This window comes from Bartonella sp. AA86SXKL, assembly GCF_042196885.1.
Genome location: NZ_JBHIRE010000001.1, coordinates 98,415 through 124,735, shown reverse-complemented (window position 1 = coordinate 124,735; position 26,321 = coordinate 98,415). Strand labels below are relative to the sequence as shown.

21 protein-coding genes and 1 tRNA gene are annotated in these 26,321 nt (G+C 37.2%); 11 read left to right on the top strand and 11 right to left on the bottom strand.

The genetic code is table 11. The annotated features are described in order from the left end of the window. Positions 1–105: 105 nt before the first annotated feature. The 3 genes from ACFIO5_RS00460 to ACFIO5_RS00450 are packed head-to-tail and all read right to left on the bottom strand — an operon-like array spanning position 106 to position 3,140. Positions 106–570 carry an HPr kinase/phosphatase C-terminal domain-containing protein gene (locus ACFIO5_RS00460; RefSeq protein ID WP_375612806.1) on the bottom strand — a complete coding sequence of 155 codons (465 nt, stop codon included), beginning with the start codon at positions 568–570 and terminating at the stop codon, positions 106–108. Positions 571–593: 23 nt separating this feature from the next. After that, positions 594–2,378 (bottom strand): sensor histidine kinase, encoded by a 1,785-nt coding sequence (locus ACFIO5_RS00455; RefSeq protein WP_375636362.1) that lies wholly within the window; start codon positions 2,376–2,378, stop codon positions 594–596. A gap of 39 nt (positions 2,379–2,417) precedes the next feature. Then, entirely contained in the window at positions 2,418–3,140 is a 723-nt protein-coding gene (locus ACFIO5_RS00450; RefSeq protein WP_005774392.1) for a response regulator transcription factor, read from the bottom strand. A gap of 386 nt (positions 3,141–3,526) precedes the next feature. On the opposite strand from ACFIO5_RS00450, the gene lysM reads away from it, so the two are divergent. Beyond that, positions 3,527–3,982 carry a peptidoglycan-binding protein LysM gene (gene lysM, locus ACFIO5_RS00445; RefSeq protein ID WP_375606145.1) on the top strand — a complete coding sequence of 152 codons (456 nt, stop codon included), beginning with the start codon at positions 3,527–3,529 and terminating at the stop codon, positions 3,980–3,982. Positions 3,983–4,092: 110 nt separating this feature from the next. Here lysM and ACFIO5_RS00440 read toward each other — a convergent pair whose 3' ends face one another. Beyond that, positions 4,093–4,647, bottom strand: a complete 555-nt coding sequence (locus ACFIO5_RS00440; protein WP_375633676.1) for a copper chaperone PCu(A)C — start codon at positions 4,645–4,647, stop codon at positions 4,093–4,095. Positions 4,648–5,606: 959 nt separating this feature from the next. Between ACFIO5_RS00440 and dnaK the strand changes: the two genes are divergently transcribed. The 5 genes from dnaK to lepA all read left to right on the top strand — a co-directional run bounded on the left by dnaK (position 5,607) and on the right by lepA (position 15,377). Then, positions 5,607–7,499, top strand: a complete 1,893-nt coding sequence (gene dnaK, locus ACFIO5_RS00435) for a molecular chaperone DnaK (protein ID WP_375633677.1) — start codon at positions 5,607–5,609, stop codon at positions 7,497–7,499. 158 nt (positions 7,500–7,657) lie between these two features. After that, positions 7,658–8,800 carry a molecular chaperone DnaJ gene (dnaJ, locus tag ACFIO5_RS00430; protein ID WP_375611466.1) on the top strand — a complete coding sequence of 381 codons (1,143 nt, stop codon included), beginning with the start codon at positions 7,658–7,660 and terminating at the stop codon, positions 8,798–8,800. A 1,730-nt stretch (positions 8,801–10,530) separates the two neighbouring features. After that, positions 10,531–11,436, top strand: coding sequence for an acetylglutamate kinase (gene argB, locus ACFIO5_RS00425; protein ID WP_375633738.1), 906 nt, complete (start codon positions 10,531–10,533; stop codon positions 11,434–11,436). Positions 11,437–11,468: 32 nt separating this feature from the next. Further along, positions 11,469–12,383 carry a DMT family transporter gene (locus ACFIO5_RS00420; RefSeq protein ID WP_375617501.1) on the top strand — a complete coding sequence of 305 codons (915 nt, stop codon included), beginning with the start codon at positions 11,469–11,471 and terminating at the stop codon, positions 12,381–12,383. A gap of 1,188 nt (positions 12,384–13,571) precedes the next feature. Next, a complete protein-coding gene (lepA, locus tag ACFIO5_RS00415; RefSeq protein WP_375633739.1) occupies positions 13,572–15,377 on the top strand; it encodes a translation elongation factor 4 in 1,806 nt (601 codons plus the stop codon). Between the two features lie 165 nt (positions 15,378–15,542). Here the strand turns inward: lepA and ACFIO5_RS00410 are convergent, their stop codons facing one another. Together ACFIO5_RS00410 and dapD are read right to left on the bottom strand one after the other, a co-directional pair. Then, positions 15,543–15,713: a hypothetical protein gene (locus ACFIO5_RS00410; protein ID WP_375671727.1), complete on the bottom strand. Its 171-nt coding sequence runs from the start codon at positions 15,711–15,713 to the stop codon at positions 15,543–15,545. A 236-nt stretch (positions 15,714–15,949) separates the two neighbouring features. Continuing rightward, positions 15,950–16,798, bottom strand: coding sequence for a 2,3,4,5-tetrahydropyridine-2,6-dicarboxylate N-succinyltransferase (dapD, locus tag ACFIO5_RS00405; RefSeq protein WP_375633678.1), 849 nt, complete (start codon positions 16,796–16,798; stop codon positions 15,950–15,952). A 106-nt stretch (positions 16,799–16,904) separates the two neighbouring features. Between dapD and ACFIO5_RS00400 the strand changes: the two genes are divergently transcribed. Then, complete coding sequence (locus ACFIO5_RS00400) at positions 16,905–17,768, top strand: LOG family protein (protein WP_375633679.1); 864 nt, start codon at positions 16,905–16,907, stop codon at positions 17,766–17,768. A gap of 32 nt (positions 17,769–17,800) precedes the next feature. On the opposite strand, the gene truA is transcribed toward ACFIO5_RS00400, so the two are convergent. The 3 genes from truA to def are packed head-to-tail and all read right to left on the bottom strand — an operon-like array spanning position 17,801 to position 20,011. After that, positions 17,801–18,544 carry a tRNA pseudouridine(38-40) synthase TruA gene (gene truA / locus ACFIO5_RS00395; protein ID WP_375633680.1) on the bottom strand — a complete coding sequence of 248 codons (744 nt, stop codon included), beginning with the start codon at positions 18,542–18,544 and terminating at the stop codon, positions 17,801–17,803. Between the two features lies 1 nt (position 18,545). After that, positions 18,546–19,475, bottom strand: coding sequence for a methionyl-tRNA formyltransferase (gene fmt, locus ACFIO5_RS00390; RefSeq protein ID WP_375633681.1), 930 nt, complete (start codon positions 19,473–19,475; stop codon positions 18,546–18,548). Next, positions 19,475–20,011, bottom strand: a complete 537-nt coding sequence (gene def / locus ACFIO5_RS00385; protein ID WP_375620854.1) for a peptide deformylase — start codon at positions 20,009–20,011, stop codon at positions 19,475–19,477. Before def ends, fmt begins: the two co-directional genes overlap by 1 nt. A gap of 90 nt (positions 20,012–20,101) precedes the next feature. Between def and ACFIO5_RS00380 the strand changes: the two genes are divergently transcribed. Beyond that, positions 20,102–21,283 (top strand): DNA recombination protein RmuC, encoded by a 1,182-nt coding sequence (locus ACFIO5_RS00380; RefSeq protein ID WP_375612812.1) that lies wholly within the window; start codon positions 20,102–20,104, stop codon positions 21,281–21,283. Between the two features lie 111 nt (positions 21,284–21,394). Next, entirely contained in the window at positions 21,395–21,982 is a 588-nt protein-coding gene (locus ACFIO5_RS00375; RefSeq protein WP_375612813.1) for a transglycosylase SLT domain-containing protein, read from the top strand. A 1,599-nt stretch (positions 21,983–23,581) separates the two neighbouring features. Here the strand turns inward: ACFIO5_RS00375 and ACFIO5_RS00370 are convergent. Both ACFIO5_RS00370 and ACFIO5_RS00365 read right to left on the bottom strand, forming a co-directional pair. Then, a tRNA-Ala gene (locus ACFIO5_RS00370) sits at positions 23,582–23,657 on the bottom strand. A 117-nt stretch (positions 23,658–23,774) separates the two neighbouring features. Next, entirely contained in the window at positions 23,775–24,155 is a 381-nt protein-coding gene (locus tag ACFIO5_RS00365; RefSeq protein ID WP_375611400.1) for a TIGR02300 family protein, read from the bottom strand. Positions 24,156–24,342: 187 nt separating this feature from the next. Between ACFIO5_RS00365 and aroA the strand changes: the two genes are divergently transcribed. Both aroA and cmk read left to right on the top strand, forming a co-directional pair. Then, the gene (gene aroA, locus ACFIO5_RS00360) at positions 24,343–25,671 is read left to right on the top strand and encodes a 3-phosphoshikimate 1-carboxyvinyltransferase (protein ID WP_375676934.1); all 1,329 of its coding nucleotides are present in this window, start codon (positions 24,343–24,345) and stop codon (positions 25,669–25,671) included. Further along, a complete protein-coding gene (gene cmk / locus ACFIO5_RS00355; protein ID WP_375633683.1) occupies positions 25,668–26,315 on the top strand; it encodes a (d)CMP kinase in 648 nt (215 codons plus the stop codon). The genes aroA and cmk overlap by 4 nt, the downstream gene beginning before the upstream one ends. Positions 26,316–26,321: the final 6 nt, after the last annotated feature.

The window sequence follows — 26,321 nt, the reverse complement described above, 5'->3', positions numbered from 1 at the left end:
GACCATAGTTGGTGGGAAAGACATTGTACAAGGCTTTATCTTGCTGCCAAGAAAAATTTGCAAAAAAAAGGCAAAAATTGTGATTTTTTTATCTTTAGAAAAAAATTAGACAGATTTTTGCCATATTTTTCTAAACAAAAATGCTTCAATAGCTTGACAAATGGCTGTACAATCGGCTTCACGAAGAGAGGGAAGTTTTAAAAGAGGAATGTGCAAATTTTCAAATTGAAAAGTTTTATTTGTGGAAAAACGTTCATATTCCGGACCGAGAAAAATAACGCAATCGATAGTTGTGTGCTTTTTAAATTCTATCATATAAAGACCAACGCCACGAATCTCGATGCCGCCCTCTAAATTATCGGGAGTGTATCCGTGAAGCTTTCCATTTTCCGCACGCAACATTGTATAATCATCACTGATAAGCTTCGCTTCACGTTTTGACCACTCAGCGCGGTCAAGCAAAGAAAGGGTGATGGTTGATTTTCCTGATCCCGATGGACCTATAATTAACAGCCCCTTGCCGCCCAGTTGAAGGCAATTTGCGTGGAGTATTTCACATTTTGTTTTCATGCCTTTTACTTTGGATAAAAGATTTATTTAGCAAGCGGAAGCATAATAGTAAAACGTGCACCAGTTTTACACTTCCCAAGTGTAGGATCGATAATATTTTCGGCTGTAATTGTCCCATTATGAGCCTCGATGATTTGCCGACTAATAGAAAGGCCAAGTCCAGAGTTTTGTCCAAAAGCGTCTTCATTTGGTCGATCTGTGTAAAAACGTTCAAAAATGCGTTCAATATTTTCTGAACGAATACCTGGGCCATTATCTTCAATGGTTAAAATAAGGGTTGAAGCATGACTTTTCATAGTAATGCAAATTTTGCCACGATTCCGAGGAATAAAAGAACGCGCATTTTCAAGAAGATTTGAAATCACTTGTCCTAAACGAAGTTCATGTCCCAATACAAGATAAGCTTTTCCATGAGGACGTGGGACAATATTAAGGCTTATATCAATAGTTTGCGTATTACGATACACTTCCTGAACAGCATGAACAAGACTTTCCAAAAGCGGTGTCATATCAACAATCTCTGCGGTTTCTCGTGCAAGCTCTGCATCGAGTCGCGATGCATCAGAAATATCTGTAATCAACCGATCAAGGCGGCGCACATCATGTTGAATAATTTCCAGCAATTTCTCTTGTGCTTCTTCATTTTTAGCCAGAGGGAGCGTTTCAACAGCACTGCGTAGAGAGGTGAGAGGATTTTTTAATTCGTGGCTTACATCAGCAGCAAAGCGTTCAATGGCTTCAATACGCATATAAAGGGCATTAGTCATATCACGAATAGAAGTTGAAAGGTGACCAATTTCATCTTCACGCATTGAAAAATCAGGAATTTCTACACGCTGATTATTGCCATTACGCACTCGATTAGCCGAGGCAGATAATTTACTTAATGGATGGGCAATCGTATGGGCCAAAAAGAGAGAAAGAACCAAAAGTACGCTACCTACAACGGCAAAAACTTTAAAGATAACCAGTCTTTCGCCTTTTACAATGTTATCAATATCGGAACCAGTGGTTGAAAGAAGAAGAGCTCCAACCACTGCGCGATAGCGTTGAACAGGAACGGCAACAGAAACAATTAATTGCCCTTGTCTGTTGCGTCTTTTAGCCGTAGCAAGAGATCCGTTTAATGCGCGGTACACTTCTGGATAAGCAATACCACTGGTTTTTGTTTGTTCTCTGTCAAGAGCAATACCTTTGCCATAAAATGCGCTTGAATACCATGAAGTAAGGCGATCCCACATGTTTTGTTCTGTTTTAAGTGGGGGTAAATCATAACTAAAAACTTCTCCACTAGAATAAAGAACGCGCGAATCAAGAAGGAGAGTAGCATCACGATCATAGATACGTGCTCTTGTCGTTTTAGGTGTAATAAGACGCCGTAAAAGAGGGGCAACTTGCTCAGGGTTAATAGGAAAATCCCAAGAATCGGTTGATTGAGGAGCGGGTGTAACGCTTTCACCAGTCTGTAACTCTAAGAGTTTTTGAGGGTCAATGAGGATAGAATTTGTATCTACTGTTGCAGAAGCAGCAATAGCCCCAGCAATAATTTTTCCTTGGGTACATAAACTTTTGATTTTTGCTTCAATTAAACCATCGCGAAATTGGTTAAGGTATAAAATGCCTGTAACTAAAACGGCAAGAGCAGCAATGTTTAATATAACAATGCGACGTGTGAGGCTGGAAAAAAGCAATTGTCTAAAGAGACGTTGTGTTCGAAGATGCAAACGAGCGAACATAAGAAATGGCGTTGAGGATGTACCATTAACGGTTGTTTTTTGTAAAGTTTCCAGTTGAAAATTGTCTGTCATCGATTTGATTGCCATTCAAATTTTTGCGACAAAGTAGTTTTATACCTCGTGGAAACGATAACCTACACCATAAAGTGTTTCAATCATTGCAAAATCATCATCCACTTGTTTAAACTTTTTACGCAGACGTTTAATGTGACTATCAATGGTGCGATCATCTACGTAGACTTGATCACTATAAGCAGCATCCATTAAAGCATCACGACTTTTTACAACTCCTGGTCTTTGTGCTAAGGTTTGCAGAATCAAAAATTCCGTAACGGTTAAAATAACAGGTTTATCTTTCCATGTACAGGTGTGGCGTTCTTGATCCATCACAAGGTCTCCGCGTTTGAGAGAAGAGGTGGAAGAAGTTCCTGTAGAAAGCGGTTGGTTACGTGCATTAGAACGGCGTAAAATAGCTTTCACGCGTTCAATAAGAAGACGTTGGGAGAAAGGTTTAGTAATAAAATCATCAGCTCCCATTTTGAGACCAAATAATTCATCAATTTCATCATCTTTAGAGGTAAGAAAAATAACTGGAAGATCAGATTTTTGACGCAAACGACGCAAAAGTTCCATCCCATCCATTCGGGGCATTTTAATATCAAAAATAGCTAAGTGTGGAGGGTGAAGTGTGAGACCCTTGAGTGCAGATGCTCCATCTGTATAGCTTTCAACCCGATATCCTTCTGTCTCAAGCGCAAAAGATAAAGATGTCAAAATATTGCGATCATCATCAACAAGTACAATCGTTTGCGTGATTGTTGGTGTATCTTTCATGGTTTCTTAGACCTTTCTATTGCTGTGGTAGCAAATTACCCACACTTATTTATATGGGAGTTCATATTTTTTTTGCAAAACAAATATGATACAAATTGTAGCAAAGTAAAAAACCTTCTGTCATTACTGTAAAATCTTGTTTTGCTTTCATAATTTATAATGTTTTTACGTCTATTAAGATCCCTTCATTTGAGAGAAAATTTTCATAAAGGCTTTTTTTATCAAGGTTTATTACAAAGTTTATTATTGTATTTGTCTCATAATTGAACAGATGTAGTTTTGATTGTTGAAGTTTAGAAAATCTGCCTATGTGTTTTAAGAGCAAAGAAAAGAATGTGGCAATATATGCACAAAAATTTGTTTCTGCTACACGAAAGGAGGTCGTAATGGGATTTTTTAATTTTATTAAAACTGTAGGGGAAAAATTAGGTATTGGGGACCATGAACCAAAAGAAAAGGATTTTAAGAGAGCATTTGATCATTTTCAACTCGGTACAGAAAAAGTCAATATTCAAGTTGAAGACGGTAAAGCTATTTTAAGCGGTGAAGTTCCAGATAGGGAAACACTTGAAAAAGCACTGCTGGTTGTTGGCAATTCACAAGGTATCTCTTCTGTAGATGTTGATCAATTAAAGGTTATAGATACAACGCCTAGAAAAACTTCTCGCTTTTATGAGGTTAAATCTGGTGATAATCTTTGGAAAATTGCTGAAGAGGTTTATGGAAAAGGGCAAGGTAATAAAAACACATTTATTTTTGAAGCCAATAAGCCAATGCTAAAATCTCCCGATAAAATTTATCCTGGACAAGTTTTACGTATTCCTGAAATTGACCATAGTTAATTCATCAAAGGGGATAATTTTTTACTGATGGCATTAAACAAAAAATAAAGAAGCGTAAAAAATTTCACGCTTCTTCATTTTATAAAGTGTGTATTTATAATAAAAGGAGCTTAGTGAACAGGAGAGGATTTAGAAGGTGATGGTACTTTCATAGCGTTTACAGAGAAATCAACATCAATGGTTCCTGCTTTCTCAAATGTTAATTTTGCGCTAATTTTATCACCTAACTTAAATGGTTGTGAAAGCCCCATGAACATAATATGATCACCGCCAGGCTTAAGCGTGATTTCGCCATTTCCCGGAATTTCAATGCCATTGTGCATTTTTTCCATTTTCATAATATCATTAACGACAGCCATAGAGTGTATCTCTGTTGTTTTTACTCCGTTTGTGGAAATAGAAACCAAACGGTCTGGGGTATTACTGTGATTAATAATGTAGAGATAACCGCTACCAACTCTTATACCTCTAAGTGTTTCGCGTGTCCAAGGATTGAGAATTTCTATGTCGCCAAGTTTATATTGCTGAGCACCTGCTGGCAGGGTTATACCAGCAAAGAGAAGAGCACACACGATATTTATGATAACCTTTTTGTATGGATATTGTGTATGTATTATATTCTTAAAGATGAGATTTGTTATTTTCTTAATAATAGATGTCATCATTGATTTACCCTCCTTCATAAGATTCACACTTTGAATATTTTTTATTTTAGCAGAGCTTTTATTTAAAATAAAAGAAAGAAATGCTAAAATGAAATTGATTTGAATATAAAAATCATAGAATTCTTGAAATTTAAAAGAAGACAGTAAGATTTACAATGACAACACACCTCTTAACGCTTCCGTGTTCATCTCATAAATAGTATTTGCAAATGGTATAAAATCTATGATGCACTACTATTTTACTTAATGAAGATATAATACAGAACAATCATCAACCACTTTACCAATTTTTAATATTATGACAGCTCTTGGCATTTTAAAGCGTTTATACAGAGGTATTTTTAATATTTTCAAAGTTCAAAATTATACAGTTAAGAAAAAACGCTTTAGGTGAATTTAAAGCACAGATTTCAAAAGCCGCAAACAATGAGACCGTTAGAAGGAGAATTTTTGAAAGGAGATCGATAGATAATACCTTTACTGATATGAGCATTAGATATGATGACTATTTTAGTCCAAGGAAAATTTATAATATTTGTGATATAAATTATTCGCCTTTTAAAAAGATTTTACGTGAGTATGATTTTATCAATGATGAGAAGATCAAGAGCGAGAGTGCAATCATTCTTTTATTTTTTAATTTTTATAGAAAGATATATTTTTTAAGAATCGCAAGAAAAATATATTATACTCTCAAGTCTCTCATAAATATGGTATTTATGGGTCATTAGCGTGCCTATTTTAAAATAAATTTTTTATTTTGGAGATGTTTCTCTCATTATTCTCTTGTAGCAATAAAAGCCTGTTCTTATATACGAGGCAGCAAGGCTTGTTGCGACTTGCAGTTTATTATTATTTATGTTGCTTGAAGCAATATACGGGCTTTAGGTGTTATGAGGAGCTATCTTAAAAAGATGCTTTATGAAGGTTGAGGTAGCTTGCTGAATGGAGATTATAATATGGCAAAAGTAATTGGTATTGATTTGGGGACAACGAACTCTTGTGTGGCTGTTATGGATGGCAAAAACGCAAAAGTTATTGAAAACTCAGAAGGAGCGCGAACAACACCTTCCGTTGTTGCCTTTACTGATGGGGGGGAGCGGCTTGTTGGGCAACCTGCTAAACGGCAGGCGGTGACAAATCCTGAAGGGACAGTTTTTGCAGTTAAACGTTTGATAGGGCGCCGTTTTGATGACCCTATGGTTGAAAAAGATAAAGCGCTTGTTCCTTATAAAATTGTTAAAGGTGACAATGGTGATGCATGGGTTGAAGAGGCGGGAAAGAAATATTCTCCGTCACAAATTTCAGCTATGATTTTGCAAAAGATGAAGGAAACAGCAGAATCTTATCTTGGTGAAAAAGTTGAACAAGCCGTTATTACGGTTCCTGCTTATTTTAATGATGCGCAACGTCAAGCCACGAAAGACGCAGGTAAAATTGCTGGACTTGAAGTTTTACGGATTATTAATGAGCCAACTGCTGCTGCTTTAGCTTATGGTTTGGACAAAAAGGACGGAAAAACAATTGCTGTTTACGACCTTGGTGGTGGTACATTTGATATTTCAGTCCTTGAAATTGGAGATGGCGTTTTTGAGGTTAAGTCAACCAATGGGGATACATTTTTAGGGGGTGAAGACTTTGACATGCGCTTGGTTGGTTATTTTGCCGATGAATTCAAAAAAGAGCAAGGAATTGATCTGAAAAATGATAAACTCGCTTTACAGCGCTTAAAAGAAGCGGCAGAAAAAGCAAAGATTGAGCTTTCTTCATCACAGCAAACAGAAATTAATTTACCATTTATCACGGCAGATCAATCAGGTCCCAAGCACTTAACAATGAAATTGACTCGGGCAAAATTTGAATCTCTCGTTGACGATTTAGTGCAGCGTACCATCGAACCTTGTAAAGCTGCGTTGAAAGATGCTGGATTAAAGGCCGGTGAGATTGACGAAGTTGTTTTAGTGGGTGGAATGACACGTATGCCCAAGATTCAGCAAGTTGTGCAGAGCTTCTTTGGTAAGGATCCACACAAAGGCGTTAACCCTGATGAAGTGGTCGCAATGGGTGCTGCCATCCAAGGAGGTGTATTGCAAGGCGATGTCAAAGATGTGTTGTTGCTAGATGTAACACCTTTATCTTTGGGTATTGAAACCTTGGGTGGGGTTTTCACACGCCTTATTGAGCGCAATACCACTATCCCGACGAAAAAATCGCAAGTTTTTTCGACAGCTGATGATAACCAGAGTGCTGTAACGATTCGTGTTTTCCAAGGTGAACGGGAAATGGCAAGTGATAATAAGTTATTGGCTCAATTTGATCTTGTTGGTATTCCTCCAGCACCACGTGGTATACCTCAAATTGAAGTTACTTTTGATATCGATGCGAATGGTATTGTTAATGTTTCGGCCAAAGATAAGGGAACAGGTAAAGAGCATCAAATTCGTATTCAGGCATCAGGTGGTTTAAGTGATGCTGATATTGAAAAAATGGTAAAGGATGCAGAAGAGCACGCGGCTGAGGATAAAAAACGCCGTGAAGGTGTTGAAGCTAGAAATCAAGCGGAGGCTCTTATTCATTCAACTAAAAAGTCGCTCAATGAATATGGCGATAAAGTATCAGCTGAAGAAAAGGGACAGATTGAAACAGCAATATCTGATTTGAAATCTGCGCTTGAAGGCAGTGATACGGAAGAAGTAACAACAAAGATGCAAAAATTAGCAGAAGTCAGTATGAAACTTGGACAGGCTATGTACGAAGCCTCACAAGCAGCGAGCGCTGACACTGAAACAGAGGCAAAGAATGATGATGTTGTTGATGCTGATTTTGAAGAAGTTAATGATAAGAAGAAATAGTGTCAGCATATGTGTTGATTAATTGATAAACCCGGCCTTTGAAATATAAGGCGGGGCTTTATTATTTGAGATAAGTTGCAACTTTGTTGCTAAAAATATAAATTAAAAGCAATATTATCCATAAAGATGGATGACAGAAAAATTATCAGGAATACATGATGAAGGTTGACTATTATGAAATTCTTGGCGTGACTCGCGAATGTGATGATAAAAAGTTGAAATCTGCTTTTCGTAAGTTAGCAATGCAATATCATCCTGATCGCAACGCGGGGGATAAAGAGGCAGAGCGAAAATTCAAAGAAATTGGCGAAGCCTATGAAGTTCTTAAAGATCCCCAGAAGCGTGCTGCTTATGATCGATTTGGCCATGCGGCCTTTGAAAATAGCGGTGGTCAAGGGGGAGCAAATCCCTTTGGTGGTTTTGCTGCTGGTGGTGGATTTGCGGATATTTTCGAAGACTTTTTTGGTGAGATTATGGGAGGGACACACCGTAAGCGTGGTGATAGTCGCGAACGTGGCGCAGATTTGAGTTATAATATGGAAGTGACTTTAGAAGAGGCATTTTCAGGAAAAACTGCAGAAATTAATATTCCCAGTTCCGTTACGTGTGATGTTTGTGAAGGATCAGGAGCGAGAAAAGGCTCTAAGCCGCAAGTTTGTGGAACATGTCATGGATCTGGTCGTGTGCGTGCTGCACAGGGTTTCTTTTCTATTGAGCGGACATGTCCTACATGTCATGGACGTGGTGAAACTATTACGGATCCATGCCCCAAATGTCAGGGGACACGGCGTATAGAGAAAAAACGTTCATTAAGCGTAAATGTTCCAGCTGGTATTGAAGATGGAACGCGTATTCGCCTTTCTGGTGAGGGTGATGCTGGTATTCGTGGTGGCCCCAATGGTGATCTTTATATTTTCCTTTCCATTAAACCGCATGAGTTTTTTCAGCGAGAAGGAGCAGATCTTCACTGTCGCGTTCCTATTTCAATGGTAACAGCTGCTTTAGGAGGAGAGTTTGAAGTTTCCGACCTTGATGGTGTTAAAGCACGCGTTAAGATTCCAGAAGGGACACAAAATGGACGTCAATTCCGCCTTAGAGGCAAAGGTATGCCTATGTTGCGCCGTCAGCAAGCAAGGGGTGATCTTTACATCCATATCACGATTGAGACACCGCAGAAATTAACACAAGAACAACGTGAATTGTTGCAAAAATTTGAGAAACTCTCAAATCATGAAAATTCACCGCAATCACATGGTTTTTTTTCACGTATGAAAGAATTTTTTGAAAATATTTCTGGTTAAAATATGTGAATGTTCTCAGAATAATTAGAGAGAACTGTGGGAAAGTTATTTTCATTAAGCTTTCTATTGTCTCATTATCTTTGAAAAGCATTTTTTCTTGAAAAGAAAAGAGAGAGACAGCTAATTTAGGATAAACTCCTGCTGCTGATAGTTTTTATATTTCATGAATTTTATGGATAAGTCTTATTTTTGAGTGTCTATGACATTTTAAAAAGGGCTTATCCATATAAGAACGCAATTGAGTGATTGATAATAAATATTGCCAGTGTCATGATAACTGCCTTTATGCATTCAGTATTTTTTGTGTTTATTTTTTCACTCAAAATTTCTTTTTAAAGGCTCTATAATAAAACTATAAAATAGGTAGCGGCTTGCCAAGAAACGCTAAATAAGCTGTTAGGCAATCCATCTTTTTCAAATAAAGTATCAACTTCTTATAACCGATTTTATTTTTGGCATTTTTCATAGTTTTAATCACTGCTTCCTTTAAAATAAGGGTTATTTTATTCGGAATAGCTTTTACATGCCTCATCTTAGCTTTTAGCAGTAATCATGTCTTTTTAGATGCGGATTTAGTTTTGTATTTCTGATGTCATAAATAGTTCTTCCAGATAATAAAAAACGCTATAATCAAGTTTATTTTGTTCCAAAGAAATTGTGGAATGAGATAATGTGTGTTGAATGCTAAAGAAGACATAACAAAACAAGTTTTGAGGTATTCGATGTATCTCTCTTGTGGGGAAACAGATTCGATGGAATTCACTTAATTGAATTTATTGGCATAATAAAAAGTTGGTGGGAAGATAGAGGAAGTTACCTTTAAAAAGAAAAAATAAATACAATAAAAAATAGCACAATATGCTTAGAAAACAGCACGATATATTGTTGAAATTGATTAGTGATATGGAAAGGGAAATTTACGAAATGAATCTTTTTTCATAAAATAACATAATTAAAAGAATTAAAAATTCTAAAAAACATTGAATAATTCAAGCGTGTATCGCTATGCAGAAAGAAAAACTTAATGACAGATCATGAAAAATGAGAAGTTTTATAAAACCTTACGAAGAGAGTAATCTAAACAATTAAATGCTTTTACGAAAATGCTTCTGAAGAGCTACTCGCAATAAAATCAAAATATATGATAATTTTGCAAAGCCTTTTTTCAATTTTACGATATAAAAAGATAAATTATTATTATAAATCAATTTATTATAATTCTCCATGAGGAGCGTTCAGTTGACATTTCCTCATGTTTAATGATTGAGAAAAAGTCAAATTTTTAAAACCAAAGTTATAGTTTATTGAGATAAGCTATAAAGCGGTTGAGTGATTTCTTATCTTGGGAATATGTTAATTTTATTATGATAAGAAACTTTATTTTTATCTTACAAAATCAATGGTTGTATATATTCCTATTCATTGTTAAGTATCCATAGGGATAAACTAATGAGTTGAATGTACGGCTTAGCTTCAAAATTTTGCTTTTCAATTTTATATATAAGATCATAAAATAATGACATTTTTTTACGTCTATTTTGTTTAATTTTTCGCTGTCAATTTTTAAAGGAAGTATTTTGTATTTCATTTCGTTATTCCTTTTTCGTAATTTAGAGAAAAATTGACGATTTTCAGGGGAGGGGGTGGATAGAGTAAAGTTTGGTTTTATTGTTTTCACTTTTCCTAAATTTCATTAAGAGATGGTAAAAAGTGATGAGGAGGCTCTATTGATGGATGATGCTAAAAACGGTGATGTAGATGTTTTGGAAAAACAAGCAGCATTTTTATCGTCTGCTTTACCTTATATGCAAAAATATGAAAATGAAACGGTCGTGGTAAAATATGGCGGCCATGCTATGGGTGATCCTGATTTGGGGCGAGCATTTGCGCGTGATATTGCTCTATTAAAGCAATCGGGAATTAATCCTGTTGTTGTTCATGGTGGTGGGCCTCAAATTGCTGAAATTTTAATGAAAATGGGGATTGAATCGCGATTTGAAAACGGACTACGGGTAACCGATGAGCGGATCGTTGAAGTGGTTGAAATGGTTTTAGCGGGTTCCATAAATAAAGAAATTGTTGCTCTCATCAATGCTGAGGGTGAATGGGCAATAGGATTATGCGGCAAGGATGGCAATATGGTTTTTGCCGAAAAGGCTTATAAAACTGTCATTGATCCTGATTCGCATATTGAACGTGTTTTAGATTTGGGGTTTGTTGGTGAGCCTGTTGAAGTTGATCGCACATTGCTAGATCTTTTAGCATCTTCTGAAATGATACCAGTTCTTGCTCCTGTAGCTCCAGGACGCGATGGTAAAACTTATAATATCAATGCTGATATTTTTGCTGGAGCTATTGCTGGTGCATTAGAGGCTAAACGCCTTTTATTTCTCACTGATGTTCCTGGTGTTTTGGATAAACAGGGTAAACTTTTAAAAGAATTGACAGTTTCTGAAGCTGAAAAATTTATTAAAAATGGGACAATTTCAGGAGGTATGATTCCAAAAGTAGAGACTTGTATAAAAGCCCTTCAAAATGGTGTGGAAGGTGTTGTCATTTTAAATGGTAAAACTCCTCATTCTGTTTTACTAGAGCTGTTTACCGAACAGGGAGTTGGAACGCTTATTGTTTCATAAATTGTGGGGAAAATTGGAAGAGAAAGTTTTTCATGGTGAATCTAAAACAGTTTAAATATCCTTTATTAAGTAAGCCAGAATTGGCAATATTTACTGCGACAATATTGTGGGGCATTACATTTTTAGTCATTCACATTGCGGTACGCTATAGTGGTCCTCTGTTTTTTGTTGGATTTCGTTTTATTGTTGCATCTCTTATATGTGGGGTAATTTTTTGGCGCTCTATAAAAGGTATAACTGTTTATGAAGTTTTCGCTGGGATGGCGATAGGTTTAGCCATGTTTTTTGGTTATGCTTTTCAAGCAGCTGGACTTCAAACAATTATTAGTAGTCAGTCAGCTTTTATCACAGCGCTTTATGTACCGATGGTTCCAATCTTGCAATGGATTGTTTTTAAAAAACCTCCCCGTTTAGCTTGTTGGATTGGTATTATTTTCGCTTTTATTGGGCTTGTATTGATTTCAGGACAAAAGCCGGGAAATTTTGATTTTTCAAAAGGCGAAATTTTAACTTTGTTAGGCGCTTTAGCGATTGCTGGAGAAGTCATACTCATCGGAATTTTTGCGAACAAGGTTGATAGTCGGCGTGTAACCATTATTCAGTTATTTTTTAGTGGTTTTTTTTCATTTGCTTGTATGCCTTTGATGGGTGAAAGCATTCCTGAATTTTCGTGGGTGTGGTTTAATATTGGTATAGGATTGGCATTAATGAGTGCCATTATTCAATTAGCTATGAATTGGGCACAAAAGTCTATTTCCCCTACGCGTGCGACACTCATTTACGCAGGTGAACCAGTATGGGCTGGTATTGTTGGGCGTTTGGCTGGAGAACATTTATCTCCCTTAGCTTTATTAGGCGGTTTGCTTATTCTGATTGGGATCATTGTGGCTGAATTACAACCTTCACAATGGCGTAAAAAAAATAAAGCAATTAAAAAAATTGATTAGCTATACATTTTTTTATTATGATTTTATTGCATGAGATTTTTTCTTGTAGAGTTTTCATTTTTAAGGCTTTTTTAATATTAAGATGATTAAGAAGTTCTATAAGTTATTCCAGCTTTTGCATGCCAAATTGGAGAAATAGTATGCTTCTATCTGTTTGCCTAACTTCTGAAACGGGCAGACAACCTTTATTGAGCCAAAGCATGAGGTGATATAAAGGTAAAAATTAACGCCTATATTTAAATTCGGCTTTACAACTTTCAAAAACATCTACGGTAATGTTTTTGAATAATGAAAACTATGCACTGTCGCACGTTATTTCTTTTGTCCTTTAATAGAGTTACGCTTCTCACGCAAAATAGAACGTCCAAAGTACCCCATAACGTTGTACATTAAATCGTTTTTTAAAAGATAATTTTCTCAATATACATCATATTCATTGACGGTCCACATGAAGTATAGAAAAACCACAGAGCATCATTATAAATCAATGCGTTATCCAATGAATCAAAGAGGATTGGTGTGTTTTATCTTTAATAGAGGAAGGAAGGAGTTATATAAAAACATCACTCAATAGAGCATATTTCTAAAGTTTTAAAAATTGAGAAGAAACTCCCTCGATATTCATGTTATCTTATATAAGATTGCTAAAAAAGAAGATTATTGCATACAAATAAAAAAGCATTTCTTGCGAATTTATTGCAAGCCTAAATGATATACACGCCCATCATATAAATATGATAATACATTGATTTATAATTATAATATATCATTATTCACATTGAGTTAGAACCCTGAATACTGTAAAACTTTCTCACTTCAAATCATTTTCATGTTAAATCAATCCAAATCACTTTCTTACACATCACAAGTGGGTGGGGGGCATGTGGGTAAAGACTGTACAAGAAAGGCATATCTCTTATAAACTTTTTCAAGTGTAAAGGATCGTCGTAATATTGGAGGTTGGCAAAGTGTGTGATGGTGCCAGCTTACTACAGCATATGAGTTATCAAATAAGATGTGAAAGGATCATTTTAGCACCCTTGGATTTAATTTAGCAAACAAAAGCCTCATTTTTTAGGCTATAAAAAGTTGTGTTTTGAGAAGCTTTTTAGGTTTATATTCTTTTGATAGAAGCCGGAGCATAATTGGTCTTTGCGTTTTGTATTATTCTTTGCTAAATCGCCTTATATGACAATAGATCGTAATTATATTCGTAATTTTTCCATCGTGGCGCATATTGATCACGGCAAATCCACTTTAGCTGATCGTTTGATTCAAATAACAGGTGGGCTTGATACACGTGAGATGAAAGAACAAGTACTCGATTCCATGGATATTGAGCGTGAACGTGGAATTACTATTAAAGCACAGACGGTACGTTTACACTATAAAGCAAAGAATGGTGAAACCTATATTTTAAATCTTATGGATACACCTGGTCATGTGGATTTTGCTTATGAGGTTTCGCGTTCATTGGCAGCTTGTGAAGGTTCTCTGTTGGTGGTGGATGCAAGTCAAGGCGTAGAGGCGCAGACGTTAGCAAATGTTTATCAAGCCATTGATAATTCCCATGAGTTGGTTGTTGTTCTCAATAAAGTTGATCTTCCAGCAGCAGAACCTGAGCGTGTTAAAGAACAAATTGAAGATGTGATAGGCATTGATACATCTCAAGCAGTAGAAATATCAGCAAAAACAGGTTTGGGTGTTCCTGATGTTCTAGAGGCAATTGTTGCACAATTACCACCTCCACATACAGGCGATGTTGCAAATCCCTTGAAAGCAATGTTGGTTGATAGCTGGTATGACGCCTATCTTGGTGTCATTGTTTTGGTACGGGTGATAGATGGTATTTTAAAAAAAGGACAAACCATTCGTATGATGGGTACAGGAGCAAAATATCCAGTTGAGCGCGTTGGGGTTTTTACACCTAAAATGGTACAGGTTGATGAATTAGGACCAGGCGAGATTGGTTTTATCACTGCTTCTATCAAAGAGGTAGCAGATACACGGGTTGGGGATACGATTACTGAAGAGCGTCGTCCTTGTGAAAATGCTTTGCCTGGTTTTAAGCCGGCGCAACCTGTTGTCTTTTGTGGACTTTTTCCAATTGATGCTGCCGATTTTGATGATTTGCGTGCAGCCATGGGCAAATTACGCTTAAATGATGCGAGTTTTTCTTTTGAAATGGAAACGTCTGCGGCTTTGGGGTTTGGTTTTCGCTGTGGTTTTTTGGGACTTCTGCATCTTGAAATTATTCAAGAGCGATTAGAGCGTGAGTTTAATTTGGATTTAATTGCGACAGCACCTTCAGTTGTTTATCGCATGAATATGAATGATGGTTCTGTTAAAGAGTTGCACAATCCAGCGGATATGCCTGATGTGGTTAAAATTTCTTCCATAGAAGAACCATGGATTCGAGCGACAATCATGACTCCTGATAATTATCTTGGGTCAATTTTAGAGCTATGCCAAGAGCGGCGTGGGGTACAGGTTGGTTTGTCCTATGTTGGAACCCGTGCTATGGTAACGTATGATTTACCACTGAATGAAGTTGTTTTTGATTTTTATGATCGGCTAAAATCGATTTCAAAGGGTTATGCTTCTTTTGATTATCAAATGACAGATTATGCAGAAGGTGATTTAGTTAAAATGTCTATTTTGGTGAATGGAGAGCCTATTGATGCATTATCGATGCTTGTTCACCGCACGATTGCAGAAAAGCGCGGGCGTTCAATGTGTGAAAAACTGAAAGATCTTATTCCTCAGCATATGTTTCAGATTCCAGTTCAAGCGGCTATTGGTGGTAAAGTTATAGCGCGCGAAACGATTCGTGCTTTGCGTAAAGATGTAACAGCGAAATGTTACGGGGGTGATGTTACGCGTAAGCGCAAACTTTTGGAAAAGCAAAAAGAAGGCAAAAAGCGGCTGCGCCAATTTGGAAAAGTAGAAATTCCACAATCGGCATTTATTCAAGCGCTCAAAATGAACAAATAATGAAAAAAGGGTATTTTCTCTCATTGATTGCGCTTTTGCTTTTGTCGATTGGTTCAGGTGTTTAAAGGATACTTTAAATAGAATTGCGCCGTGCTTCATGTTTTTGTGTATTGCGTAATGGTGTCACTTTCTCACGTAAAACAGAATGCTTTAAACAAAATACATTTATGTTGCATATTGGCGTGCTCGTTTTCGTAAATCATCACTCAATACATCAAACTCCATTTCACAACGGGGGCTATGAAAAATATAACGTAAAATACACTGTGAATGATATAAAATCCATTTGGCATTACCGCTTTTACGCGTCAGAAAGGTGCAAAGCGTACCCATCATACTCTTTTTCAGCTCAAAATATTATGACAGTCCTTATCATTTGAGAGAATTCATTAAAAGTATTTCACTCTTTTCTTAAAGTGTTTCTTACCCACACACCAACTGCGTTTGTAATGTGTAAGGAAATGATAGTGATTGATTCACTATGAAAGGATTTGAAATGAGAGAATCCTTGTATTCGAGGTTATTATTCAAGTTAAAAAACGATGAAATATTATTATGCATTAATCTTGTGTCTAAGAACGTAAAAGATCATTAATGGATGTTTTTTCTCGTGTTTTTTGATCAACGCGTTTTACAATAACAGCACAATAAAGGCTAGGTCCTGCTTCACCATTTGGTAAAGGTTTTCCAGGGAGAGAACCTGGTACAACCACTGAATAGGCTGGTACTTCACCAATAAAAATTTCACCTGTTGTACGATCAATAATCTTTGTTGATTTTCCAATAAAGACTCCCATTCCCAAAACAGCACCTTCACGGATAATACAGCCTTCAACAATTTCAGAGCGAGCACCGATAAAGCTATGATCTTCAATGATTGTTGGATTTGCTTGCAGTGGTTCTAAAACACCTCCAATACCAACACCGCCAGAAAGATGGACATGTTTACCAATTTGTGCACAAGAACCAACGGTGGTCCATGTATCAACCATTGTGCCCTCATCGATAAAAGCACCAAGATTGACAAAGGATGGCATCAATATAACATTGGGTGCAATGTAAGCAGAATGACGTACAATGGCTCCAGGAACGGAACGGAAATCAGCACTTTTAAAATCTGCCTCTTGCCAACCAGAGAATTTTGAAGGAACTTTATCCCACCAATGTGTCCCATTGATTCCACCAGTAATAATTTGCATAGGATTAAGCCGAAAAGAGAGCAAAACCGCTTTTTTCAACCATTGATGAACATGCCATTGTCCATTTTTTTGTCGTTCTGCAACACGGATTTCACCTTTATCAAGAAGGTTCAATGCATGTTCAACACTCTCACGTATTTCGCCTTTTGTGGTAGTATCGATGGAATCGCGATCGTCAAAAGCTTGTTCGATAATAATTTCAAGTTGTGTGATATGGGTCATGACGAGAGTTCCGTTAAACAAGTTGAAAGCTTCAAGATTTATTCTCTATGAACTACGCGAAGAAATGTGTTCAGTCAATAAAACGATGAGGAAGTAGGACAGGTGCATGAAAAAAGGCTGTAAAGAAAAAAGAAAAAGGGAGCAAGAAAACTGGACACCACTTCTCCATACGAAGGATGCTCTACAACAGATCCATAAAGTCTCTAATTCAGCACAAGTGCGTTCGTCTACTTATCGTTTAGCCTATATCGATCAAGATTTTATGATGCGTCCAGAGCTGCGCTCACAACGTATTAGTCTTGAATTTTTAAAGCCGGAAATAACCCTTAAAGAATATGATATTCAATCAACAGTTGTTTTGTTTGGTGGTGCGCGTATTCCTGAACCTGGGCAAGCAGCGTGGGCTGCAAAGAATGAAATACAAAAGAAAAATTTGCATGCTATGTCACATTATTACGATGAAGCAAGAGAGTTTTCACGTTTGTGCTCACTTTATTCTGCTACGACACAATATCGTGAATTTGTGGTTGTTACGGGGGGCGGACCAGGAATCATGGAGGCGGGAAATCGTGGTGCTTGTGATGTTGGTGCTCCAACGATTGGCTTGAATATTATTTTACCACATGAGCAAGAGCCTAATTCGTATGTGTCGCCGCATTTATGTTTCAATTTTCATTATTTAGGGATGCGCAAAATGCATTTTTTAGTACGAGCGAAAGCCCTAGCCATTTTCCCTGGAGGATTTGGGACTCTGGATGAACTGTTTGAGACATTAACTTTAGTACAGACGGGGCGTATGAAACAGGTACCAATTTTATTGTTTGGCAAAGAATTTTGGAGCAATACTGTCAATTTTGAGTATCTGTCTGCACAAGGTACAATTTCTCCTACTGATATTAATTTTGTAAAATTTGTTAATACAGCAGCAGAAGCTTTTGAAGAAATTCGTTCTTTTTATAAACTGCTTTAACGACTTTTGAGATGTTCACTCTTGAAGGATCATTAATACTCTACTTTGGTTAAATAAAGTCCTGCGGGGGGGGCAACAACACCACAACGTTTACGATCTTTAGCATGAAGAGCTGTTTCGAGATCTTGAGCTGTCCAACGTCCAATACCCACTTCCATGAGGCTTCCTGCGAATGAACGGATTTGATGATGAAGAAAAGAACGAGCTTGTGCATAAAGGAAAATTTCTTCACCTTCTCTTTGAATATCGAGGCGTTCAAGGGTGCGAATAGGGCTTTTGGCTTGGCAGTGTGCTGAACGGAAAGTTGTAAAATCATGTTGTCCTACAAGCTTTTGCGCTGCTTCATGCATGGCGTCAGCATTAAGAGGCTTTGGCAACCACCACACGCGTTTGGCATTTAAGGCTGGTGGAGAGCGACGATTAAGTATTTTAAAAAGATAATGGCGTTTTATAGCGGAAAATCGTGCATCAAAGTCATCAGGGACATTTTCTACGTTTAGGATTGAAATTGCTTCTCCCTGTTTTCGTAAAAGAGCATTGAGCGCATCACGTACAGTATGGGGATGCCAGTTTTTTTCAAAATCAACATGCGCAACTTGTCCCGTAGCATGTACTCCTGCATCCGTTCGTCCTGCTGTTGTTATGGTCAATTGTTGTCCACTAAAGGAAAAGAGTGCTTGTTCAAGAGCTCCTTGTATAGTGTGAAGTTTTGCTTGACGCTGCCAACCAGCATAATTTGAACCATCATATTCAAGAGTGAGTTTAAAACGTGGCATCTTAAAAAACAGCAGAAATATGAGCACCTCGCAAAAATGTTGCGCACTCAAGAATTTTACCGCCAGATCTTTGGAGAGAGGTTATTTCTATCCGTCCTTGCCCACAATGGATAATCAAAGAATCTGGTTCTATCCGTCCAATTTCAAGAGAAGGACCTGTTGTTAAGCGACTATCAAGAATTTTTACACGTTCTTCTCGTCCACCGATATTCATGTTGCACCAGCAACTAGGAGAGGGAGAGAGCGCGCGAATATGCCTATGAATAAACTCTGCAGGTTTTGTCCAATCAATGCGGGTCTCTTCTTTTCTAATTTTGGCCGCATAGGTAATGCCTTCCTCTGATTGTGGGGTCAGTTTAAGTTGTCCTTTTTCAAGAGTTGATAAAGTCTCTACCATAAGTTCTGCGCCAATATGTGAAAGTCTGTTTGAAAGCTCAGCAGTGGTGGTGTTATCAGTAATGGGGATGGAGCGAGAAAGAGCGATAGGCCCCGTATCAAGTCCTTCATCCATTTTCATGATCATGATACCTGTTTCTTTATCACCAGCCATAATTGCTCGTTGAATAGGCGCAGCACCACGCCAACGTGGTAAGAGTGAAGCGTGGGCATTAAAACAACCAAAACGCGGCGTTTCGAGAATAGCTTTAGGTAAAAGGAGTCCATAAGCCACGACAATAGCAGCATCAACAGAAAGTGCTGCAAATTGCTCCTGTTGTTCGGCTGTTTTAAGTGTTTGAGGCGTGAAGACAGGAATGGATTTCTTTTTTGCTACATTGTGAACAGGTGAGGGGATTAATTTAAGCCCTCGACGTCCTGCTGGGCGAGGGGGTTGACTATAAACAGCAACAACATCATGACCTGCATCCAGTAAAGCATGTAAAATAGGAACAGAAAAATCTGGTGTTCCCATAAAACTTAATCGTAAAGCCATTACAAAACTGCTTCCTGCATGTTTTTTTCTTTTGCGCGTTTTTTAAATTTTCGTATCACCATATCGCGTTTGATCTTTGAAATGTAATCAATAAAAAGGCGCCCATCTAAATGATCAATTTCATGCTGCAAGCAAGTTGCTAAGAGATCGTCTGCTTCAATTTCTGTTTGTTTTCCTTCACGGTTCTGATAGCGAACACGAAGGCGTTTAGGACGTTCAACCTCTGCAAAATAATCAGGAATAGAAAGACAACCTTCTTTGTAAATATTACGCTCATCTGAAAGCCATAAAATTTCAGGGTTGATAATAACAAGTGGTTTTTTCTGCTCATCTTCAGAATTTCCAGAGACATCTATAACCAACATACGTAGCGGTATACCAATTTGAATAGCAGCAAGACCAACGCCCTTAGCATTATACATGGTTTCCAACATGTCATCCGCAAGTTTTTGGAGAGCTGAATCGACCTGCTCAACAGGTTTGGACACTTCCCGTAAAATCGGATCAGGTAAAGTAACTAAAGATCTCATTGGCATAAGTAGAGATTAATCAATGGTTTGTTATTGGTCAATATTGAATAACGGATTCTTGCGTTTTTTTACAATAAGAGCGTTATATTACAATTTATGTTTGATTCGTTTTTTTCCATACTCGCTGGTGATTTTTTTTCTAAACTAATGCTTTTGCTTTTATTTATACTTGTCTGTTTGGCATTTTTTATGTTGATACATTCTCATCGAAAAAAAGCATTTTTGGAAAATGAAATTGCTGAACGCGCACGTGAGGCACAAATGCAGATGGCTACTTTGCTGAAAACACAAGCTGAAATGCAAGGACGAATGCAAACGATGGCGGAAATTTTTGGTCAACGGCAAGCTGAATTGAATAAATCACTCAGTGAGCAACTCAATGGGATGACAACAAGCTTAGGCCAAACACTTCAGGTACAGACCAAATCCACTTATGAAAATTTGAATCGTTTGCAAGAACGTTTAGCAGTGATTGATGCAGCACAAAATAATATTCAATCGCTTACGGGACAAGTTGTTCAGTTGCAGTCCATTTTAAGCAATAAGCAGACGCGTGGTACTTTCGGTCAAGGGCGGATGGAAGCAATTATTGCCGATGCCTTACCAACAAACGCTTATGCTTTTCAGGCTGTTCTTTCCAATGGAAAGCGCCCAGATTGTCTCATTCATATGCCCAATAAAGCTCCTTCTCTTGTTGTTGATGCTAAATTTCCTCTGGAAGCTTGGAATGCTATGCGTAAGGCAGAATCAGCGCAAGAGCGTCAAGAGGCAGAACGCCAATTTCGTACCGATATGGAAGTTCATATTCGTGATATTGCACAAAAATATTTGATTCCTGGAGAAACCCATGACACTGCTTTCCTTTTTGTGCCATCTGAATCGATTTTCGCAACAATTTATGAGGACTTTGAGGCATTGGTACAAAAATCCAATAGAGCCCATGTGATTATTGTTTCACCATCTTTGTTGATGCTCTCTGTCCAAGTGGTACAAACCATTATGAAAGATGCGCGGATGCGTGAACAAGCGCATTTAATTCAATCAGAAGTAGCAAAATTGATGGAAGATTTTGGACGAATGGATACGCGTGTTCGCGCACTACAGAAGCACTTTCATAAAGCAGGTGAAGATATAGAGGGAATTTTGATATCGTCCTCCAAAATCATGAAACGGGCAAATCGCATTGAAACTGTCGAATTAAAAGAAAATTACTCTGAACCAACAAAAATGACAACATTGGCTCAGTCGCAAACATTGCGTTTTGCTGATGAGGAATAAAGCAAAGCAAGCTTCTTAAATATTACAAGTTAGATCATGTTCTTTATTGATTGGTAATCATTTTTTAGTATCTCTATCTTGTTTTATTTCTTAAACGAGAGGAATAGGAATATGCGACACCTTTTGTTTTTAGGGGCACTGGTGTTTTTGCTAGAGGGATGTGCAACAACCACTCCCATCCACACAAATAATGCTTGTGCTATTTTAGCACAAAAAAATGGTTTTTTTGACAATTGGGGTAAGGTGTCTCAAAGAGCGGAAATGCGCTATGGAATTCCTATGCCTATTATTCTTGCAACCATTAAGATGGAATCGAGCTTTCGTCACAATGCACGTCCTCCACGCAAAAAACTACTTGGTTTTATTCCATGGAAGCGTCGGTCGACAGCTTATGGTTATGCTCAAGCGCTTGATAGTACATGGGCAATGTATCTTCGCTCTACAGGAAAGTCTTTTGCATGGCGTACGAATTTCGCAGATGCTGCTGATTTTGTTGCTTGGTATCATAGCCAAAGTGTTCAACGCAATGGGGTGAGGTTTGATGATGCATATAGCCTTTATTTAAATTATCATATGGGGCATGGTGCTTATGCACGTAGTGGTGGGCATGTCAGTGCTGCGCTTTCACAGACAGCACAGCGCATGGCAAGGATATCGAGGCTCTATGAACAGCAATTAAAAAGATGTGGATGGCATTAGGGAAGATTTTTGAAAATCTCAATCAGGGAATTGATGGGATAAAATTATTCAAAAGCAAAATTCCGCATAATATGATAAAATAGTGTCGTTTTTCCGATCGTTCAATGAAATAAATTGTTATTTTTTAGAATAAACTCAAGCGACAGAAAGCTTTTGCAATACACAATATATTTGAAGATACTCTCGACATTTTTACCTCCTTTGTTAAAAAAATTTATAATAGAAACCATCTTCTATTTAGTGTTGGCATTTCGCATTGGGCTAAGTACTAGAGGTTATTGAAGAAAAATTTTAAAATATAATATCATTTTTTATTTTCATTATGCGTATTACTGGTTGATTATTATATGAATATTTTCTTTGTTAAGCGTATAAAATAGCAATTAAAACAAATGCAATTCGGGCATCATAAAAAGGGTAAAATATTCAATATAAAAAAACGAGAAATGCATTAAACGAAAAAACGTTGTTTTGTATAAAGAGGGCGCTACAGTCTTCAAAAAAACTAAGTGTATTTAGTATTGTATGAAATAAAACATACTCGTCCATCCAGTTCATCTTAATTGAAAGAAGTTATCTTATTGTATTGTAAAAACACTCCCGTTTATAGGATGATAAGGTATATGCAACTTTACACACAATGAATACTCAGGGTAGGGAGTATTCAGAGAAAGATTTGTAACGCCTATGAAGTAACAAGTCAGTCTCCAATGTTGTGATAGCTTTTGCATTTGAGAATATTTATGAGAAGCATTTTTATTCTTTTTCTTAAATGGTTTAAGATGTTGATTTATAAAGATAATATATCGTTATTCATATTAAAGTAAGAATCTCGAATGGCGTAGGGTTTTATCGTTTCAGATTTCTTGAGGCTGAATCAATAAAACCATTGGCTTGCACATAACAAGCACAATGGGTATGTGGATAAAAACTGTGAAAGAAAAGACTAAAAATGTTTTTTTATGAACATACATTCTCAAATGTAAGAATTATCCGTAACATTGGGAATTAGCACATATAATGATGGCACCACTTTGCTCTTACACCTCGACCTTGTTTGTGACGTGCAAGGAAAAAATTAATTGATTCAATATATTATTTAAGTGTTAATATACCTTAGTATTGAGCAGGTATACGCTACTCAAGGTGGATAATTTTTAATTGGCAGAACATCTGATCAAGCTAAAAATACTCGAAAAAAGTTCTGATTCGCAATAATTGAGAAGTATATTTTAATATTTTATTCTCTACTCTTTGTTTAAGTACTTCATATCTTTTAAAAAGATACCGGTAACCAACATATTATGATATTTGTGGAAATATTGTGGTAAAGGAAATTCAAATTTTGTCCTTTAAGACAAGGCGCAGGTTAAACAGCTCATTTTCTATTTCTGTGCAAAGCATAAAAAAATTATCTACTTTCACGGTTGCGACAGTAAATTTTATAATCCAACAAATGATTAAAAATGTATTATAATATCATTAAAATGCAAGGAACAGGCGCTATTGGAATGATAATTAAATAGCACATAAACCTTTTAAATTGATGCACACATCTTTTATTATAATTGATTCCCTTGATAGAACAGTTGGTCTTTTTGGTGGAGCTAAGCGGGATCGAACCGCTGACCTCTTGCATGCCATGCAAGCGCTCTCCCAGCTGAGCTATAGCCCCTATAAAAACAAATTGTCCCAAAAAGACAGTATACAATTCCAGCTTTTCTAGAACGATCAAAATTGAAGATCAAGAAGAATTTACATTCAATGGAAAAGATGTCCTCTTTTACTTCTTTTAAGCATCGTCATCATTAGAAACACCGCCTCCGAGAATATCAGTAACGTCATCATCTTCATCGTCACCATCATGAGACAAAAATGTATCATCATCATCACCAAGATCTACATCACTATCTTCTAAATCAGGAAGATCGTCATCTTTAGAATCCACATCATCATCTTCAAGAAGCATAAAAGCAGATTTTTCAAGTGCTGTATCAAGCTCTTCAGTATCAACTTCTTCTTCATTATTTGCTTCAGCTGCTGCAACTTCAAAGTAAGAACGCGGATAAGAAATTCCTGTATAGGGCGACACAATAGGATCGCGATTTAGATCGTAAAATTTTTTTCCTGTTTCTGGATCAACACGTTTAGTTCCAAGTTCTTGTTTTGCCATAAACCGTGCCTCTTTGATTAACTATTATTCCATTAAAAGATAAATTTTATGGTGCTTAATCGAAAAATAATACCTTTGTCAAAGATAAATACACTGTTCCACAGTGATTTTTTCATGACGTCTTTTAAAGCATGTGCTAAAGGATGCACAATTTGATAAAAGTTAGATAGAATTAAATAGAATTTCCATGCAAAAAGCAATCCCTATAACCACCTATAAATCGAGTAGTCTCTCTGGAAAAATTCAAATACCAGGAGATAAATCAATCTCTCATCGCTCTCTTATATTGGGAGGATTAGCAAGTGGTGAGACATATATTCATGGATTACTTGAAAGCGCTGATGTACTCAATACAGCTGCTGCTATGCAAGCTATGGGTGCCTGTATTATTAAAAAAGAAGACTTCTGGATCATACGAGGAACAGGGAATGGTTGCCTTTTAGCTGCACAAAAACCTTTAGACTTTGGAAACGCTGGAACAGGTGCTCGTTTGGTTATGGGAATGGTTGGTCCGTATCATATGAAAACAACCTTTATTGGTGATGCTTCTCTCTCTAAACGTCCAATGGGACGTATCCTTGATCCACTGCGTCTCATGGGGGTTGAAATTGAGGCAACGCGCGACGATCACCTTCCTTTAACGCTTTATGGTCCGAAAATGGCTAATCCGATTCGTTATCGTGTTCCAATAGCTTCCTCCCAAATTAAATCAGCAATCCTGCTTGCTGGACTCAATACCGCCGGCACTACAACTGTTATTGAACCAGTTCTGACACGAGATCATACGGAAAAAATGTTAAAAGCATTCGGTGCGCAACTTGAAATAGAAAAAGATAACGAAGGTGCGCGTTTGATTTATCTTAATGGTCAACCCCATCTTACTGGACAAACGATTCATATTCCGGGTGATCCTTCTTCTGCTGCTTTTCCAATTATCGCAGCCCTTCTTATAGAAGACTCTGATATCACCATTGAAAATGTTTTGATAAATAACTCTCGAATAGGACTTATCGAAACATTGTGGGAAATGGGTGCTCAAATTGAATTTTTGAACCGACGTCAAACAGGTGGAGAGGATGTTGCTGATCTACGGATAAAATCATCGGTCCTTAGAGGCGTTACGGTGCCCAAAGAACGTGCTTCATCGATGATAGATGAATATCCTGCTTTGGCAGTAGCAGCAGCCTTTGCAGAAGGCAAAACAGTTATGCTAGGAATTGAAGAATTGCGTGTAAAAGAATCAGATCGATTGTCTGCTGTTGCTCAAGGATTAAAAATTAATTGCGTAGACTGTGAAGAAGGTCAAGATTTTCTTATTGTTTATGGAAAAGGTTCTGCCAAAGGTTTGGGGGGTGGGTATGTTGCCACACATCTTGATCATCGAATTGCTATGTGTTTTCTCATTTTTGGGCTTGTATCAGAAAAACCTGTTACCATTGATGATAAACGAATGATTGCTACGAGCTTTCCAGAATTTATTCCTTTTATAAAACAACTTGGGGGAAAAATCGCGTGAAGCCTTTTGTTATCGCCATTGATGGACCTGCTGCCTCAGGCAAAGGAACCTTAGCATGCAAAATTGCTGCACATTATCGCCTTCGTCATCTCGATACTGGTCTTACTTATCGTAGTGTTGCTCATACGCTTTTACAGCAAAATTTAGCTCTTAATGATGAAAAAAATGCTATTATTTATGCTAAAGGACTTGATTTTAACACCTTAAATCCTGCTCTTCTTTCTTCTCATGAACTTGGTGAAGCGGCTTCAAAAATAGCAATTAACCCTGCTGTACGCAAAATTCTTGTCGAAAAACAACGCAACTTTGCTAAAGTTTTGCCCGGCTGTGTGCTTGATGGGCGTGATATCGGAACGATTGTTTGTCCTGATGCCGATATCAAGTTTTATATTCTAGCCAATGTTCAAACACGCGCCAAACGCCGCTACCAAGAGATTTTAAAAAAAGGTGTTCAAGCAAATTATCATGAAATCCTAGCTCAACTTGAACAGCGCGACAGTCGCGATATAACGCGCAAACAAAGTCCACTAAAACCAGCAAAAAACGCCCACTTGCTTGATACGTCAGAATTGAGTATAGAAGCAACATTTGAAATTGCATGCAGCTTTATTGATCCAATCATAAAAATGCATATAATTGGATAAATTCGT

Bases quoted from the DNA above. Each gene is read 5' to 3' on its own strand.
- ACFIO5_RS00460 (WP_375612806.1), bottom strand. From the start codon at position 570: ATGAAAACAAAATGTGAAATACTCCACGCAAATTGCCTTCAACTGGGC.
- ACFIO5_RS00455 (WP_375636362.1), bottom strand. From the start codon at position 2,378: ATGACAGACAATTTTCAACTGGAAACTTTACAAAAAACAACCGTTAAT.
- ACFIO5_RS00450 (WP_005774392.1), bottom strand. From the start codon at position 3,140: ATGAAAGATACACCAACAATCACGCAAACGATTGTACTTGTTGATGAT.
- lysM (WP_375606145.1), top strand. From the start codon at position 3,527: ATGGGATTTTTTAATTTTATTAAAACTGTAGGGGAAAAATTAGGTATT.
- ACFIO5_RS00440 (WP_375633676.1), bottom strand. From the start codon at position 4,647: ATGATGACATCTATTATTAAGAAAATAACAAATCTCATCTTTAAGAAT.
- dnaK (WP_375633677.1), top strand. From the start codon at position 5,607: ATGGCAAAAGTAATTGGTATTGATTTGGGGACAACGAACTCTTGTGTG.
- dnaJ (WP_375611466.1), top strand. From the start codon at position 7,658: ATGAAGGTTGACTATTATGAAATTCTTGGCGTGACTCGCGAATGTGAT.
- argB (WP_375633738.1), top strand. From the start codon at position 10,531: ATGGATGATGCTAAAAACGGTGATGTAGATGTTTTGGAAAAACAAGCA.
- ACFIO5_RS00420 (WP_375617501.1), top strand. From the start codon at position 11,469: ATGGTGAATCTAAAACAGTTTAAATATCCTTTATTAAGTAAGCCAGAA.
- lepA (WP_375633739.1), top strand. From the start codon at position 13,572: ATGACAATAGATCGTAATTATATTCGTAATTTTTCCATCGTGGCGCAT.
- ACFIO5_RS00410 (WP_375671727.1), bottom strand. From the start codon at position 15,713: ATGATGGGTACGCTTTGCACCTTTCTGACGCGTAAAAGCGGTAATGCC.
- dapD (WP_375633678.1), bottom strand. From the start codon at position 16,798: ATGACCCATATCACACAACTTGAAATTATTATCGAACAAGCTTTTGAC.
- ACFIO5_RS00400 (WP_375633679.1), top strand. From the start codon at position 16,905: ATGAAAAAAGGCTGTAAAGAAAAAAGAAAAAGGGAGCAAGAAAACTGG.
- truA (WP_375633680.1), bottom strand. From the start codon at position 18,544: ATGCCACGTTTTAAACTCACTCTTGAATATGATGGTTCAAATTATGCT.
- fmt (WP_375633681.1), bottom strand. From the start codon at position 19,475: ATGGCTTTACGATTAAGTTTTATGGGAACACCAGATTTTTCTGTTCCT.
- def (WP_375620854.1), bottom strand. From the start codon at position 20,011: ATGCCAATGAGATCTTTAGTTACTTTACCTGATCCGATTTTACGGGAA.
- ACFIO5_RS00380 (WP_375612812.1), top strand. From the start codon at position 20,102: ATGTTTGATTCGTTTTTTTCCATACTCGCTGGTGATTTTTTTTCTAAA.
- ACFIO5_RS00375 (WP_375612813.1), top strand. From the start codon at position 21,395: ATGCGACACCTTTTGTTTTTAGGGGCACTGGTGTTTTTGCTAGAGGGA.
- ACFIO5_RS00365 (WP_375611400.1), bottom strand. From the start codon at position 24,155: ATGGCAAAACAAGAACTTGGAACTAAACGTGTTGATCCAGAAACAGGA.
- aroA (WP_375676934.1), top strand. From the start codon at position 24,343: ATGCAAAAAGCAATCCCTATAACCACCTATAAATCGAGTAGTCTCTCT.